The sequence below is a fragment of the Geobacillus sp. WSUCF-018B genome, from assembly GCF_002809985.1.
Classification (GTDB): domain Bacteria; phylum Bacillota; class Bacilli; order Bacillales; family Anoxybacillaceae; genus Geobacillus; species Geobacillus thermophilus.
In genome coordinates, this window is the sequence record NZ_PIJF01000061.1 from 1 (window position 1) to 16,131 (window position 16,131).

At 54.0% G+C, this 16,131-nt stretch carries 15 protein-coding genes and 3 pseudogenes; 6 read left to right on the forward strand and 12 right to left on the reverse strand.

From position 1 onward, the window contains the following. Positions 1-197 (forward strand): annotated as a pseudogene (locus CV944_RS17715) (IS1634 family transposase); the annotation flags it as partial. Positions 198-264: 67 nt separating this feature from the next. Further along, complete coding sequence (locus tag CV944_RS14650; protein ID WP_233205019.1) at positions 265-1,317, forward strand: hypothetical protein; 1,053 nt, start codon at positions 265-267, stop codon at positions 1,315-1,317. Between the two features lie 38 nt (positions 1,318-1,355). On the opposite strand, the gene CV944_RS14655 is transcribed toward CV944_RS14650, so the two are convergent. The 4 genes and pseudogenes from CV944_RS14655 to CV944_RS14670 form a co-directional block, all read right to left on the reverse strand. Continuing rightward, positions 1,356-2,585: a DNA polymerase IV gene (locus CV944_RS14655; protein WP_100664435.1), complete on the reverse strand. Its 1,230-nt coding sequence runs from the start codon at positions 2,583-2,585 to the stop codon at positions 1,356-1,358. A 173-nt stretch (positions 2,586-2,758) separates the two neighbouring features. Continuing rightward, positions 2,759-2,830, reverse strand: a pseudogene (locus CV944_RS17720) (LysE/ArgO family amino acid transporter); the annotation flags it as partial. Next, positions 2,830-4,273: pseudogene (locus tag CV944_RS14665) on the reverse strand (PH domain-containing protein). The pseudogenes CV944_RS14665 and CV944_RS17720, both read right to left, overlap by 1 nt. Beyond that, complete coding sequence (locus tag CV944_RS14670; RefSeq protein ID WP_100664436.1) at positions 4,263-4,745, reverse strand: PH domain-containing protein; 483 nt, start codon at positions 4,743-4,745, stop codon at positions 4,263-4,265. Before CV944_RS14670 ends, CV944_RS14665 begins: the two are co-directional and overlap by 11 nt. A gap of 197 nt (positions 4,746-4,942) precedes the next feature. Here CV944_RS14670 and CV944_RS14675 point away from each other — a divergent pair, with 197 nt between their 5' ends. Continuing rightward, positions 4,943-6,307 (forward strand): amino acid permease, encoded by a 1,365-nt coding sequence (locus CV944_RS14675; protein WP_100664437.1) that lies wholly within the window; start codon positions 4,943-4,945, stop codon positions 6,305-6,307. Positions 6,308-6,358: 51 nt separating this feature from the next. On the opposite strand, the gene CV944_RS14680 is transcribed toward CV944_RS14675, so the two are convergent. The 5 genes from CV944_RS14680 to CV944_RS14700 form a co-directional block, all read right to left on the reverse strand. Next, a complete protein-coding gene (locus CV944_RS14680; RefSeq protein ID WP_231847818.1) occupies positions 6,359-6,547 on the reverse strand; it encodes a hypothetical protein in 189 nt (62 codons plus the stop codon). 228 nt (positions 6,548-6,775) lie between these two features. After that, positions 6,776-7,342 carry a YdhK family protein gene (locus CV944_RS14685; RefSeq protein WP_011231187.1) on the reverse strand — a complete coding sequence of 189 codons (567 nt, stop codon included), beginning with the start codon at positions 7,340-7,342 and terminating at the stop codon, positions 6,776-6,778. Positions 7,343-7,468: 126 nt separating this feature from the next. Beyond that, positions 7,469-7,678 carry a hypothetical protein gene (locus CV944_RS14690; RefSeq protein WP_233205020.1) on the reverse strand — a complete coding sequence of 70 codons (210 nt, stop codon included), beginning with the start codon at positions 7,676-7,678 and terminating at the stop codon, positions 7,469-7,471. Between the two features lie 42 nt (positions 7,679-7,720). Beyond that, the gene (locus tag CV944_RS14695; RefSeq protein WP_014195790.1) at positions 7,721-8,401 is read right to left on the reverse strand and encodes a response regulator transcription factor; all 681 of its coding nucleotides are present in this window, start codon (positions 8,399-8,401) and stop codon (positions 7,721-7,723) included. 2 nt (positions 8,402-8,403) lie between these two features. Further along, positions 8,404-9,777, reverse strand: a complete 1,374-nt coding sequence (locus CV944_RS14700; RefSeq protein ID WP_100664438.1) for a sensor histidine kinase — start codon at positions 9,775-9,777, stop codon at positions 8,404-8,406. 216 nt (positions 9,778-9,993) lie between these two features. Here CV944_RS14700 and CV944_RS14705 point away from each other — a divergent pair, with 216 nt between their 5' ends. The 3 genes from CV944_RS14705 (at position 9,994) to CV944_RS14715 (ending at position 13,240) form a co-directional block, all read left to right on the forward strand. Next, entirely contained in the window at positions 9,994-12,084 is a 2,091-nt protein-coding gene (locus CV944_RS14705; protein WP_100664439.1) for a DNA topoisomerase III, read from the forward strand. Between the two features lie 131 nt (positions 12,085-12,215). After that, a complete protein-coding gene (locus CV944_RS14710; protein WP_033010164.1) occupies positions 12,216-12,413 on the forward strand; it encodes a hypothetical protein in 198 nt (65 codons plus the stop codon). Further along, positions 12,413-13,240 carry a serine/threonine protein kinase gene (locus CV944_RS14715; protein ID WP_100664440.1) on the forward strand — a complete coding sequence of 276 codons (828 nt, stop codon included), beginning with the start codon at positions 12,413-12,415 and terminating at the stop codon, positions 13,238-13,240. The genes CV944_RS14710 and CV944_RS14715 overlap by 1 nt, the downstream gene beginning before the upstream one ends. 151 nt (positions 13,241-13,391) lie before the next feature. Here CV944_RS14715 and CV944_RS14720 read toward each other — a convergent pair whose 3' ends face one another. The 3 genes from CV944_RS14720 to CV944_RS14730 form a co-directional block, all read right to left on the reverse strand. After that, on the reverse strand, positions 13,392-14,171 hold the full coding sequence (locus CV944_RS14720) for an enoyl-CoA hydratase/isomerase family protein (RefSeq protein WP_023634674.1): 780 nt from the start codon (positions 14,169-14,171) through the stop codon (positions 13,392-13,394). 39 nt (positions 14,172-14,210) lie between these two features. Then, positions 14,211-14,981, reverse strand: coding sequence for an SDR family NAD(P)-dependent oxidoreductase (locus CV944_RS14725; protein WP_014195784.1), 771 nt, complete (start codon positions 14,979-14,981; stop codon positions 14,211-14,213). 69 nt (positions 14,982-15,050) lie between these two features. Then, a complete protein-coding gene (locus CV944_RS14730; RefSeq protein WP_011231178.1) occupies positions 15,051-15,803 on the reverse strand; it encodes an SDR family NAD(P)-dependent oxidoreductase in 753 nt (250 codons plus the stop codon). Between the last annotated feature and the right edge of the window lie 328 nt (positions 15,804-16,131).

Here is a 16,131-nt window from a genome sequence, read left to right on the forward strand (position 1 = left end):
GGATCGTAGAGATCCGGACTCATGAATCGTGGCCGAACGTAAGAGACGAATGTGAGCGTCTTATGCTTGGACATTTTTCTTCCAAAAACGGCGACCTTTATCAACGAACCGAGCTGACGGCCAAACAAGCGCAACTCTTTACGGCTCTAGGGCTGGAGCCTCCTCCAAAGATTCTAGGCATCCACCCTCGCGCCTAGATACACGCCCGAAGTGTGCCCAAATGCCTCCGATCCCTTTTGTATCAAGGGGCGAGAGGCATTTTGTTTGCCTAGTGACTGTCGAACTCGGGTTCAAGAAACAGAAGAAAAACTGTCAAAAATGGATTTAGAAAGACAAAAAGACTCATTGATGCTGCAAAAACATATTTTCACCCAACAAATGGAGCTGGAGTTGATGATGGAAAAGGTCACGAGTTTTGCCAGTGAGATCAAACATCTCTCGAACCAAATCGCCGATTTAACCCGATCGCGGAATGATCCACCCAAGGAATCGCCAAATGACGATACAATGGAATTGAAGGAGATGCTGTCCCAACTCATGGAGCGGTTAACGGCATCCTCTGATGAGAAATCGAAAGAACCAGCAACATTACCGATCCAATCAGCTAAACCCTTTTCAACAAACATGCAAACGGGAAAGATGCCGTCATTCACCAACAGTTTTTTGAAATTACAGGATTTTATGGATGGAAATAACCAACCCATTGTCGTCTCACCTGTGAAACGCAAAGAAACACATGCATCCCATCTATATTCGCAAAAATCGATCCCAATCAAACGCGTCCGAATGGAACATCCGTCTTCCCATCACCGCCTCCCATTTCAGCATTCATCACCACCTGCAGAGGATGAGGACAATCGATTGAATATCAGCGTTCAGAACGATCATACTGATCCAAATCCAGGAAAACGCTCAGACGCTTCAAGGCTGGAACAGAAAAAGGACCACCAGTTGTTTACACAGACAGATGAAGTAAGGTTTGAAAGCACTCATAAAGCAGCGGACCCGTTAAAAAACGAGGATGAACGACCTAACAAAACAGACCCAAACATGGAAATCAAAGAGAAGCAGGAATCTCTAGTTTCTCCCGGCGGCCAAGAGGCGGTGACGCAAGATCCAACATCGGCATCCGACATTTCAGCCGACGGGCAGCAATCAGATTCCGAAACCTATGAAGTGGCGGCATTCCTTCCTTCCGCCTCTGTTTTGATCCAAGAAGACGCCATCATTCATGGAGAAGACTCTTTTATGAGGGAAGGGAAACCGTCAAAATGGGGATTATGGTCGCTATTCAAAAAGACGAAAACATCTCAATAGCGAAGAGGCGGGAGTATTCCCGCCTCTTCGCTTTGGATTCAAACATCACTGTTTTCCCGCACAGAATGGACACTGCGCATCAGCTCAGCGCCTGTTCGAAGGACGCGATCGCCGAATTTGGTCCGCAGCTGTTCGATGGTCTTCCAAAGTTCTTCCATTTTTACTTCCTCTTCATAATGAAACAAATCGAGCTGCTTTCCTTCTTCCCGTTCGTCAAACACATGAAGTGCGGCAACGCCAAGAAGCCGCACTGGGCGTCCGTCCCAATGCTTTTTCAACAGCCGCGCCGCCGTCAAAAAGAGGTCGTCCGCCGTTTGCAACGGCGCCGCCTCGGTTTGGCTGCGGGTGATTGTATGAAAATCGTGGTAGCGGATCGTCAACTGGACAGTCCGCGAGACACCCCGCTTTTGTTTCATCCGCGCGCTGACAGATTCGGCCAGCTTGCGCAAAACGGCCCGCAGTTCTTGTTCGTCGTCCACATCGCGCGGCAGCGTCGTTGAGTTCCCGACTGATTTCCATTTCTCCGCCGCTGCTGGATCAACCGGGCGCGGGTCGATGCCATTCGCCCGCTCGTAAAGACGCAGGCCATAGACGCCAAACGCCTGCTCAAGAAGCGCCCGGTCGGCGTTCGCGATATCGCCGATCGTACGCATGCCTAGAGCCTGCAGTTTCTTGGCGGTTTTGTCGCCAACACCATGCATCTGTTCAGCCGGAAGCGGCCAAAGGACATGCGGGACGTCGCGTTTGCGCAGCACCGTGATGCCGAGCGGCTTTTTCATCTCGCTTGCCATTTTGGCCAAAAACTTATTCGGGGCGATTCCGATGCTCACCGGAATGGACAGCTGCCTCAACAGCCCATGCTGAATCTGACGGGCCACAACCAGCGGATGAGCGGTTGACGCCCAGCCCGTCATGTCCAAATAGCCTTCATCGATCGAGGCGCGCTCCAACACAGGAGAGAAACGCTCGAGCCATTGGAATAAGCGGTGGCTCATCTCACGATAAAAGGCAAAATCCGGCGAGCGCACAACGAGCGACGGACAGCGCTTCTTCGCTTCTGTAAGCGACATCGTCGTATAGATGCCAAACTGCTGTTTCGCCGCATAACTGGCCGCCAGCACGATCCCCCTCCGCTCTTTTGGATCCCCCGCCACAACGACCGGCCTTCCCCGAAGCGACGGGTCGCGGGCAATCTCGCAACTGGCGAAAAACGAGTTGCAGTCGATATGAAAAATGATCCGTCCGCGGGATTCACGCCCTGTTGACATACCCTTTCCCTTTCTTTTCTCCATTTTCTTCTTCATTGTACCAGATCATTTGTTCGTGAAAAACAGCCCATTCTCCTACATGCAGAAAGTCTTTTGATGTCTCACGGGGTCGGTTTAGAGAGCTTTAACGAGAATACTGCGGCATCAAGGAATGTTCGCAGATTTCATCTGTCGAACACGTTTTGCACCCCCAGCGGCAAAATGAGCCCAAACGCAAGGATGATCCCATGAAAAGAGGCTCTCATCATGTTTGCTTCCTCCTTTCCCCTTGCAGCCAGCGATAGACCGAAGCCGCATCCGCTTCATCCGCATCGACGACGCGGGCGCGGGCGCCAAGCGGCATGACGGCAACGGAAATGGTCGCCAGCCGTTTTCGCTTTTGCCACCACGTCGCTGATGTTTCAAGCGATTGAACGTGACGTTTCAAGACATACGTCGTCGTTTGCCGAAACCACCCGCTTCGAAGCGCGAGCTGCTTCGACGAAAGCGCCCATCCTGCGATTTGAAAGCGGCGGATGCCGATCCATGCCCCGAGCGGCAGCACCAACAACACAGCCGCCCCCCATGGGCGTTCTATATATGCCGCCAAGATGGCGGGAATCACGAGCCAAACAAGCGGACGAAGCATGTAACGGCGTTTCGCGCGCTTGGGCAATGGAGAAAAGGAAACGCCGAGGTCGTACTCGGGCAAACAAGCTTGCATGATCGACGCAACTCTCCTCTTTTCCACAAGCGGACAAAGAACAACATCCCCTGTTCCGCCGCCATCGAGCCTCCCCCCCAGCATGAATCAAAGACACAGAGGCGTAGCCAAACAAACGGCGCAGCCAATTCTCATGAATCACGATGCCTTGGACGCGGGCAACTGGGACGGACACCGCTTTTCGTTCCAGCCATCCGCGAGCAATCACAATCGTGTCTTCTTGTTTCCGCACGACAAACGAAGCGTACCGGATCATGTTTTGTACGATAGCTACTCCATAAGCGGCCAAGAGAAGCGACAGGATGAATAGGGCAATAAGCAATCGTCCATGTCCGTTCCATGTCGACTGAAGATCGCGGATCAGCGCCTCATATGGAATGAAGTCGCCTAATTGCGACAAAAACCCACATAAAGCGGCAACCACGCCAAGCGCTCCACCGCTTGTCAACGAAGCCACCCCTATTTCTTTTGCCGATAAGGCAAACAGAGCACGATGTGGACGGTTCGCGGATGGTTCTGGATGGGCGGCGGCTCCCACCTTGTGTTTCGCCTGTTCCACGCATCGTTGCAGGCAGCGGGCTTCTTCCTTTGATATGGCCCGAAGCGTCACTTCTGCTTCACCGAGGGCATCACCCGCCGCCTCAACATGTACTTGAACCACTCCCGCCATCCGTTGCCATATCCCCTCTGTCACTGAAATCCCATGGATGCGCTCGAACGGAATCGAACGTCTTTTGCGGACAAACACGCCTTCCTCCACGAGCAAGCGGTCTTCATCCCAAGCGTAGGTAAAGCGGAGCCAAGACAGAACCCCCATCACCACCGTGTATACGACAGCCGCCAGCGGCACGATGAAATCCCGCCAAGAGAAGCGGTTCAGACTGCCCGCCACCATGATCACAAGGAGCGGAACGACCATGTTTTTCAGTTCTTTTCCGACTCCCGCCATAATCGCAACGGGATGAAGGCGGCGTCTAGGCGTCATCTTCATCCACCACCTTCGCCCACTCGGCAATCAAGCGGCAAAGCCGTTCTGCTTCTTCCATCGGAAGAGCGGGAATTTCATGAGCGGCCGCCGCTGTGAACACCGCAATGGAAGCCAACCCGTACCGCTTGAGAAGCGGACCTTGCCGCACATCGACGTACTGAACGCGAGCCATCGGGATCAAAGTCCGTCTCGTAGACCAGACTCCTCGCTGAATGTCAATCTCTTCTTCACGAATGTCATAGCGCCAACGTCTTTGGCGCAACGGCGGGAGCCAGACGACCCATACAATGGCTTGCACCATCCAAACGCCGGCCAACACTATCAATAGCCAAGGAGGAGCATGGAACTGCGAGAGCAGCCATATGATTCCCCCGATCGCCACACCGGAAGCCAATGCCACAAGCGCCCCCGTGAGACGCCACACGGTGACCGCTTTTGATGAAATGGGTTTGCCTCTATGAGGAAGCATTCTCTTAATCTCCTTTTTGCACATCATTTCTGTTTCCAGTATAACAAAACATTTCCATGTTGGTGATGCCTTTTTTCGACAATCGTTGACAGAACAACTGAACTATTATATTCTGAAATTATCTTTTTTGCTTAACCGCATAAAAGCAAAAAAGCACATCTATGAATCAACATTAGAGCAGAAAGGTTGTTGTCAACATGGAACAATCCCGTCCTCAGCTGCAAAAAGGACTATTGCCCCGCCACGTTCAGCTGATCGCGTTAGGAGGGATGATCGGCACCGGCATTTTTAAAGGAAGCGCCGAGGCCATTCATATCGCTGGACCAAGCGTCGTGCTCACGTACTTGATCGGCGGCGTGCTGTTGTTTTGGATTATGGCTGCACTGGCCGAGATGGCGATCGCGTATCCGGGTTCGAACGTTCAACATTTGATCCGCCGGGCGTTTGGCTTTCGCCTGTCATGGATCGTCGGCTGGCTGTATTGGATCAATTGGACGTTGGTCACTGTTGTCGAACTGCTGGCTGCCGGCAGCTTTCTGAACTATTGGGTTCCGTCTGCGCCGTTATGGCTGCTTGCCCTCCTGTGCGCGTGTCTGATCATGGGGTTGAATCTTTTCCCTGTGAAGTATTACGGGGAAGCGGAATTTTGGCTGGCCGGCCTGAAAGTGGCGGCGCTAGTGGTGTTTATCGTGCTCGGGGCGGGCGTATGGGCTGGCGCGATCCCAAGCGGCATAAGCGGCTCGTTTCCGTCTACCAGCGACGGCGGATGGTTTCCGCACGGGTTTGCCGGAACGCTCAGCGCCTTGCTTATCGTGATGTTTTCCTATGGAGGAGCGGAGCTGATCGGGGTGGCGGTGACGGAGATGAAAGACGCCGAGCAGGTGCTGCCGCGCGTCATTCGCACCACAATCTGGCGGGTTGTCGGCTTTTATCTTTTGCCAATGGCCATCATTTGCGGCATTATGCCATGGAACACCGTTTCGGAAACGAACAGCCCCTTTGTCCAAGTGTTGGAAGCGATCGGGTTGCCCGGCGCGGCCCATGTCATGAACGCGGTGTTGCTCATTGCCGTCTTATCGGCGGCCAATACAGGCGTCTATGCGACTTCTCGGTTGCTGTACACCATGGCTGAACAAGGAGAAGCAAGCCGCCGCTTGCAGCGGACGACGAAACACGGGGTTCCGCTGTACGGGATGGGCATGGTCGCCATCTGCATCGCCGCTGGCGTGATCGGCGCCTACTTGACGCCCGGGCGGATCATCGGGGAATTGATGACGATTCCTGGGTTTACCGTGCTCATCGTTTGGATGATGATCGGCGCCGCTCAGCTGAAGCTGCGGCCGCACTACAAAACGAAGCCGTTTTTCCGAACGAAAGGGTTTCCGTACACAACGATGGCGGCGGTCGGGGCGCTCGGGGCGATTTGGCTTGGCTTTTTGCTTCAAAGAGAGCATCGAATCGGTTCGCTTCTCTGCGTGGCCGTCTTGGTTCTCTTATTCATCTATTCCACTGTCAAAGAAAAGCAGCATCAAGCAACAAAAGCGCCCGGGCGAACGGCGTAACCAAACCGCCTCTTTTCGCTCGGGCGACAGCTAGAGACGGGCGTCCTTCCATCATAGACGGCGCCCGTCTTCCTTTTTTCGTGTCCAACCGTTCCCACGATATTCGTCCCATGCCCGCCAGGCCATGGTCGCCATGCCGAGCGCGAGAATCAGCGCCTGTCCGTCCATCCGGTGTTCCGTCCATAAGTGATGCCCTGCCGCTCCGATGCCGTAAAGCACCCAAACCACTGAAAACCACATAACTCCCAACCAAAATCTCCGCATCGTTTCTCCCTTTCTTTCTCCCGTTTTCCCGATCGCTCCGTAAGACTCAGGCGAAGCCGCCTATATTGTCTATTTTTTGAAAAAATAGGGGATTTTCGTATAATTATACCACAATTTTCACAAATGAGCCGAAAAAAACAAGCCATTCCCCTATGCTCCAAGGGAAATGGCTGCGCGTTTTGCGGAAACACCGATGATGATTCGTTAGTTGGCCGGCGACAGCTCGTCTTCGGTCACCCATTTGTGGTTGGTCACTTTTTGACCAGTTTCCGTATCGATGTAATCGACCATATACACCGTCGTTTGTTTCGCCGAATCAATGACTGCTTTGGCCCCTTTCATCCCTTCCATGTGATCGGCATTCAAGACGACTTCATCGCCCGGCTGGAACGGTTTGTCTCCGGCGTTTTCGATTTCTTCGTGAATGACCCATTTATGGTTTTTCACTGGGTCCCCGCCTGTAGTTGGGGTGTATGTGACCGTATAGACGATCGTGTCAAAGGCACCGGTGACAGTCGCCTTGGCTCCATCCATTCCCGGCATATGGTCGGCATGGATGATGACTTGGCTTCCAACCGGATACTTTGGTTGTTTCGCCTCCTTCAATCCGGCCGGCACCTCTTTGGAGCCCGAGTGATTCATTCCTTCATGCCCGGTGTGAGAAGCTGTATGTTCCTTTGGCGCTTTGTTGTCGTTGGCACCGGTGCAGGCCGATAACAAGAGCGCTGCCATAACTGAAGTTGTTCCCAATAACATTTTCCAGTTTTTCATCGTTTTCACCCTCCTTGCCTTGTTAGCATACCGGACATTTGTGCAGATTTTGTGGAGATGGCCTTGGATTTGCCGCTAAAGGCCGTATGGCGCCTAGGCTGACTGTCCTTTCGGGCGGGGGCTGTTTCACCCCGCTGCTTTTTGCCCTATCTTTCGCCAGACGAACCACAAAAGAACGATCGATGCAACAGCGAGCATCAGTTTGCCCGCCCAGGCGGCCTCGAGGAATTGATGGACGGCATACGCTTCCATCCATAAAGCCGGGAGCTTGCCGAGCGAGCTAGCCGTTGCAAACACAGAAAGAGACGTGCGGCCGATGGCAGCAACGAACGTCACCGCTCTTCCATTTGACCCAAACGCCTCTCTTTCCGAAAATGGTTATGACTTGCGCCCTTCCCATTTGTAGCCGACGCCCCAGACCGTCTGCAAATATTCGTCCACTGGGAACCCCGCTTTCCGCAATTTTTCGCGGATGTTTTTCATGTGGGAGTCAACGGTCCTCTCTTCCGTATCAGCGAGATAGCCCCATAGCGATGCGATGATTTGCCCGCGGCTGAACACCTGATTCGGGTGCTTTAACAGCAGCCCCAAAATGGCAAATTCTTTCGGCGTCAACGCAATCGGCTTATCTTCGTAGCGGACCGTATGTTCCTCTTCGTCCCATACAAGCCCGGCCGCGCGAATGGCGGAACGACCGCCAGCTGTACGGCGCAGCACCGCTTCAATGCGAGCAAGCAGTTCCGCCTCGTCAAACGGTTTCGTCACATAATCGTCCGCTCCGATTTTCAATCCTTGGACAATATCCGCCGTCTCATCGCGAGCGGTGACCATCATGATCGGCACATTCGAAAACGATCGAATGCGGCGGCACGTTTCCCATCCGTCGAGTTCTGGCATCATGACATCAAGCAGCACCAAATCGGCGTGATGGCGCCGCAAATAGTCAATGGCTTCCGCCCCTGAACGCCGTTTCACGCAACGGTAGCCGTTCGGCGCTAAATACAATTCCAATAAATCGAGCATCCGCTCTTCATCATCAACCAACAGCAAGGTATACATCGTTATCCCTCCGGCAGCGTAATGAGGATGGTCGTTCCTTTTCCTTGTTCGCTTCTAGCGGCGATCGTTCCCCCGTGCGCCTCGACGATTTCTTTGGCAATCGCCAAACCGAGTCCGGTCCCGCCGCTTGTCCGCGACCGCGATTTGTCAACCCGGTAAAACCGCTCGAAAATCCGGGGCACATCTTCCGGCGGAATGCCGGTTCCTTCATCGGACACGGCAATGACGATTCCTTGCTTTTGAAGGTGAACGGCGACGGCCACCGTCGTGCCGGAAAACGCGTACTTTCGTGCATTGTCAAGCACGTTGATCATCACTTGCTCGAACCGCTGCCGATCGATCGCGGCCATGACCGAACCGGGGCACTGGCACACAAGCGACAGCGATTTTTCCTGAAACGCGGGGCGCAGTTTTTCACACAATTTTGTCAAAAACGAACAAAGATTCGTCGGCTGCTTTTCAATCTGGAACGAGTGTTGCTCCAGTTTGGCTAATTCAAACAAATCTTTGACCATCTTTTCAATCTTTTCCGCTTCTTCGTAAATGATCGCCATATAGTTCGCCCGCTGCTCCTCAGACAGATGCGGACGCCTAGCAATGTCGGCGTATCCTTTCACATACGTCAGCGGCGTGCGCAATTCATGAGAGATGCTCGCTAAAAATTCGCTCCGCTCTTGTTTCAAATACGCCAAATCGTTGGCCAGCGTTTGAATCGCTCTCCCGAGTTGCGCCAGCTCGTCGTTGCCTTTCATCTCGAGGCGGACGGAAAAATCCCCCCGGCTGAGCGCCTCGGTCGCCTGTTTCATGCGAAGGAGCGGCATCGTGATGGCGCGGGAGAAAAAGGCGATGGTCAACACGGTGATCGCCACCGACAGCACGCCAACGACGATAAAATGATGCTTCAGTTTATACACCATCGTCCGGATCGAGCGGGTGTCTTGAAACATATACACATATCCCCTTGTTTCCCCCCCGATTTGAATCGGGCTGACGGCAGCGATATGCGACGCCCGCTTCCAGTCGGTTTCGACCATCATTCCCCGCCGGGGAATATGGCGGCCGTTCGTTAAAGGAATGAGGCGCTTGGCAAACGGAACAATGCCGCTAGACGCCGATACAATCCGGCGCCGGGCGTCCGTAATGGCGACATCGGTTTCCGCCTCTGATTCCATCATCACGACATGCGCCAACGTCGTTCGATCGTAATTTTTTTCCAATACATTGCGGTGGCTGTTTCCGCGCGCCAGAAGCTGCGCGAATTCTTCCTCGATGCGCGCATGGACGAGCGTAGCGTAGAGGGAAACGAACAGCACCATTTCAATGGCCAAGACAAAGGCAAAAAACAGCATGCCGAGTTTCCATGACAGTTTTCGCACGGATTCCTCTCCTCATCCATCAAGCCCGAGTGTCATTTCAATTTTACTATTTTATTTGGCAAATGTGCAGAAAGTGTGGAGATGCAGCTTTGCGCCACGCCAAGGCGTCTTGTCCCGCCAAGGAGACAAACCTTGACGGATGCGTCTTTTTCCTTCTTCCTTTATACTTAAGAAGCAGACTGTGCTCATGTAGAGACGACAGAAAGGGGTTTATCGATGAAATCGCTCGTGTTAGCGGAAAAGCCGAGCGTCGCCCGCGACATCGCCCGCGTGCTCGGCTGCAAGCAAGCGCATAAACATTATTTTGAAGGAAAGCAGCACATTGTCACCTGGGCGCTCGGCCATTTAGTGGAGCTGAAGATGCCGGAAGACTACGACCGAAAATACGAAACATGGCGGCTGGAGGACTTGCCGATCATCCCAAAGAAAATGGGCTTGAAAGTCATTCGGCAAACAAGCCACCAGTTTCGCGTCATTGAACGGTTGGCGAAACGACCGGATGTGAAAGATGTCATCATCGCGACCGACGCGGGCCGCGAGGGGGAACTGGTGGCGCGCTGGATTTTAGAGATGATCGGTTGGACGAAGCCGATTTGGCGGCTATGGATTTCGTCGCAAACCGACCGCGCCATCCGCGACGGGTTTCGCCAGTTAAAGCCCGGGGCGCAGTTTGACCGGCTGTATCAATCGGCCGTCTGCCGCGCCGAAGCCGACTGGCTGATTGGGTTAAACGTCTCGCGCGCCTTGACGACCAAATACAACGATCCGCTTTCGGCCGGGCGCGTGCAAACGCCAACGCTCGCGATGATCATCGAGCGCGAACGCGAGATCCAATCGTTCGTTCCCGTGCCATATTGGACGATTCGGGCGAAGATTGGTTCCATCACGGCCGTATGGGAGCGGCATGGAGGACATCGTCTGTTTGACCAAGACGAGGCCAACCGGCTGATGACTCGTCTCAAAGGCCAGCCGGCGCGCGTCACATCGATCAAACGGAAACGAAAAAGCGAGCCCGCCCCGCTGCCGTATGACTTGACCGAACTGCAGCGGGACGCAAACAAGCGGTTTGGCTTTTCGGCGAAAAAGACGCTCTCGGTGTTGCAGCGACTGTACGAACAACACAAGCTTGTCACGTACCCGCGCACCGATTCGCGTTATTTGCCAAGCGATATGGAAGCGACGATGACCGAGCGGTTGTTGGCGATGAAATCCGGTTATGAGGACGTCATCGCTCCGCTCCTTGCCAAAGGCAAAGCCAAAGCAGCCAAGCGGGTATTTAACGATGACAAAGTGACCGATCATCACGCCATCGTTCCAACGGATGAGCGGCTCAACCTTAGCAGGCTGTCGACTGATGAGCGCAAGCTGTATGATCTCATCGCCCGTCGCTTTTTGGCGCTGTTTTTCCCGCCGTATGAATCCGAAACGACGACAGCTGTCTTTGACATCGGCGGCGAAATGTTTGTCGCCAAGGAGACGGCGGTTGTGAACTTCGGATTTAAAGCGGTTCTCGGCAAAGAAGAAACGGATGCCAAACCGACGTTGTCACACCTCGCAGAAGGTCAGACGCTCCCATCGGTGCAGCTTGAGAGGGAACAATCGTTCACCGAACCGCCCGCCCGTTATTCGGAAGCCGATTTGCTCGCGCAAATGGAGAAATACGGGCTCGGCACGCCGGCGACAAGAGCGGACATCATCGAACGGCTGGTTGAAACCGAAGTAGTCGAGCGAAAAGACGGACGGTTTTATCCGACGAAAAAAGGGAAACAGCTGATTGAGCTCGTCAATGAAGAGCTGAAATCACCGGAATTGACCGCCCGCTGGGAGCGGGAGCTGGAGGCGATCGCCCGCGGGAAAGGAAATCCACAACAATTTTTGGCCAACATCCGCCGGCAAACGCAGCAGCTCGTTGCCGAAATTAAGCAAAGCGAGCAGGTATACAAAGCGCCAAACCTCACGAATCTGACGTGTCCAGAATGCGGCGCGCTTTTAAAAGAGCGGAAAACGAAAGACGGACGGATGCTTGTCTGCTCGAACTTACAATGCCGCTACCGCCGCCGGCGCGACCCGAAACTGTCGAACCGCCGCTGTCCGCAATGCCACCGGCGCATGGAAATGCATGAAGGAAAAGCAGGGATGTATTTCCAATGCCGCCCGTGCAATATTGTCGAAAAAGCGGACGAGACCAAACGCATCGCCGCAAAAGGCAGCGAACGGGCGCTTCTCAAAAAATACAGCCCGGCCAACGAATCGTTTGGCACGAGTTTAGGGGAGCTGCTCAAACAAGCGCTTGAAAAAAAAGAGTAATCGCTATCAACCGCCAGGAGCTGCAACGCTGGCGGTTGATTGATCTCTTTGAAGAATCCGAAACCTTCTTTTTGTTGTTCCGTATATATATCCGTATATATAAATAAATCTACCATAAAGGAGCGATCAAGATGTTCAAGAAGTTGTTAAAGGCGCTTTTGGGGCAGCACTATCACTCGTCGCACTATAAAAAGCATTATAGCAGCAGCGATTACCATCATTACGGCCCGAAGTACTATCCGCACCATCACCCGTCCCAGTACGGCCATCACCATTACAAAAAGAAACATCACAGCGGCAGCTTTTTCTCGAGCTTCTTCGGCAGCTGATGAAACGTTTGTTCGAACGCCATCCGCTCATCGCCCGCTGGTTTGACCGGCCGCATCGGAACGGAACTATACTTCATGGCCGCTATGAAGTCATCGAAGAGCTCGGGATGGGAAGCTACGGCATCGCCTACAAAGGGTGCGATCACCTGACAGGCCGTCTTGTCGTCATCAAACAAGCGCGGCGGACAAAAGGAGAAGACGGCCGCCGCTTGCTTCAGCGCGAAGCGGATCTGCTTGCCCGTTTGCGCCACCCGCAAATTCCGAGGCTGTATGATCGGTTTGTGGAGCGCGGACAGCCGCATCTCGTGATGGAGTATATCGACGGAGAAACGGTGGAAGACCAGATTTTCAAGCTAGAAGCCAAGTACACGGAACAAGAGGCGTTTCGATTGTTAAAGAAGGTGCTTGAGGTCGTCCGGCACGTCCATGCTTTCGGCATCGTCCATCGCGATTTGCGCATCCCGAACATCATTTGGCGCGATGGAACGGTGGCGATCATCGATTTCGGCTTGGCCTGCCGCATCGGCGAACCGGTGGATTTCCGCGATGACGACCCGCTGGAAAAGCGGCTGCGGCGCAAACCGCATCCACGAAGCGATTTCTATGCCCTTGGACACTTCACCTTGTTTTTATTGTATTCTGCCTATGAACCGATAAGTGACGAGGAAAAAAGCTGGGAAGAAGAACTTGACTTATCCTCGAACGCCCGCAGGATCTTGCGGAAAATGCTGCAGCTGGATGCGCCGTATGACCATGTTGACGAGTTGATCGACGACGTGGATCAGTTGCTCGCAGAACCCATCCGGAATCAAGCAGGGGCGCTTTGACGTTTGATCGCACCGCTCCCCGACCAACCACCCCTTTTCCCCATTTGGAAAGGGGGGGCTGTTTCATTTGAGGCGAAGTGAAAACAAAATACGCCCTGTCTCCCGCTGATGGAGAAACAGGGCGCAACGCTCTTTCGGCACTGCCACTCGCTTATTTTCCTTGGAACACCGGGCTCCGTTTCTCTTTAAACGCCGTCACCCCTTCGCGATGGTCTTCGGTTTCCACCATCAACCCTTGAACGAGACGCTCTTCTTCGAGAATCTCCTCAAGTGTCGCGGTCAGCGCGTGCTCAATCAGCCGTTTTTGTTTTCCGATGGCTTTCGTGGGCCCACCCGCCAGCTTCGAGGCGAACGATTCTGTCGCCTCGCGCAGTTTCTCAGCTGGGACGACCTCGCTTAGGACGCCCAATTCATACAGGCGACGGGCTGAAATCGGATCAGCGGTGAAGAAAAACTGTTTCGCCAAATGCGGACCGACAAGCCTCGGGAGCCAATACGACCCGCCACCGTCGGAGACAAGGCCGACTTTCGCAAAGCTCAAAATGAATTGACTGTCTTCGGCCGCGAGGATCACATCGCAAGCCAGCGCCAAATTGAACCCAGCTCCGGCCGCCACGCCGTGCACGGCGGCCATGATCGGTTTCTCGCATGATTTCATCGCCAAAATGAGCCGGTTGAGTCGGCCGATATGCTCATACGCCTGCGGGGCGCTCGACTGACCCATCGTTTTCACATCCCCGCCGGCGCAAAACGCCCGCCCAGCGCCGGATAAGACGATGACGCGGACGGCATCATCCGCCGCGGCGCGTTCGATTTCATCCGTCAGTCCGGCAATCATCTCCGGGCTGAAGGCATTGAGCCGCTCCGGGCGATTCAGCGTCAACCATAATACAGAACCGGATTGTTCCACAAGCAAATGCGAGGTTTCCATATTCCTTTCCTCTCCTTTTCCATTTTGGACTTTTCAGTTTCATTTGATGAGCCATCCGCCATCGACCAACACATCAGAGCCGGTCATGTACGACGCTTCCGAAGAGGCAAGAAACGCAATGACGTTGGCGATCTCTTCCGGCGCTCCCACCCGGCCTAAGGCGGTGTTGCGCTCGATGGCTTTCACAAACCGCTCGTTTTGCAGTCCGCGCTCGGTAAGCGGCGTCTCGACAAAACCGGGCGAGACGGAATTGACGCGGATGCCATACGGCGCCAGCTCCAAAGCGAGCGATTTGGTCAAGTTGATGACCCCTGCTTTCGCCGCGCTGTAGTGCGGAATTTCCGCCCCGGCCTGATGGCCGGACAATGACGCTACGTTCACAATCGCCCGATTGGCGCGCTCGCGTTTTGCCCCTTCGATCATCAGCGGAGCGAGCGTTTGCGAGACAAGAAAGACGCTTTTCATATTGACGCGCTGCACATCATCCCACTCTTGTTCGGTGAGCTCGAGCCATTTCGTATGGGTCGAAATGCCGGCATTGTTGACGAGCACATGCAAGTCGCCGTACCGATTTTGGACGTATGCGGCCAAGGCGCGCACTTGTTCGCGGTCCGTGACATCGGCCGCAAACCGATCGGCCACCCCTGGCACCCCAAGACGCGTGATGTCTTGCACCGTTTCTTCCAGTTTGACGGCTGTGCGGCCGACAAGCACGACAGTCGCCCCTTCCTGAGCCAGGCGGACGGCCGTCGCCCGGCCAATGCCGCTTCCCCCTCCAGTAATCACAGCGACGGTATTGGCAAAACGCATCGTTTCCTCTCCCCTCTCGTTTGTGCGACCTTTGTTTTCATCCGTTGCCCCGTATCAGCCGTCCGACGTCTAAAACGTCAGCCCGCCGCCGTCGACCGACAATGTCGCGCCGGTGATAAACGACGCTTCATCGGACGCCAAAAACAACACCGCGTTCGCCACTTCCTCTGGCGTCCCGATGCGGCCGAGGGCGTTCGCTTTCGAAATGATCGGCCATTTGCGCTCATCTTGTTTCCACGGCGTGATGATGTTCGTATCAATGACCCCCGGTGCAATGGCATTGACGCGAATGTTAAACTTCCCATATTCCAATGCCGCATTTTTCGTCAACAAAATCACCCCGGCCTTCGAGGCGTTGTAGGCCGATTCGTACTTTTTCCCTTTGATTCCAAGCAGGCTCGATGTGTTGACAATGGCCCCGCCACCGCATTGCTTCATCACGGGCACCGCGTATTTGATGCCAAGGAACACTCCTTTCAAATTAACGTTGATGACCCGGTCCCACTCTTCTTCAGACAAGTCGGTGCTCCGCACTTCCGAATGGCCGATGCCGGCATTGTTAAAGAGAATATGTAGGCCGCCAAAGGCATCAACCGCCGTTTGGACAAGGCGGCTCACTTGCTTGGAATCGGCTACGTCCGTTTGGACAAAAATCGCCTCCCCTCCTTTTTCCCGAATCAGGCGGACCGTTTCTTCCCCTCCTTCCTCATTGATGTCGCTCACCGCCACTTTGGCGCCTTCTTCCGCAAAGCGAATCGCCGTCGCCCGGCCGATGCCGCTCGCGCCGCCGGTGACAATCGCCGCTTTTCCTTTTAGCCTCATGATCTTCCCACCTTTCGATCCGCTTCTGAATCCGTTTTCAACAGACGATATACCAACCGGTTAGTATGTTGTTTCTTTTATTATACATCACATTTAGAATATTTTAAACATTTTTATACCCCTAATCGGAAAAGCCTGCACTTCCAAACAAAGACGAAGCCAACGGCAATCGAGCCTGCTTCCCCTCCTAACGCGTCTCCTTCCTTCAATGAACACCATGCCGTTCAGGAAAAAAGGGGCTGACCCAAAACGCGAATGCGTTTTGGGATCAGCCCCCACTTTTTTGCCTCAAATATAGAAGAATCGCCCTTTTTTCTGGTAGAATAGA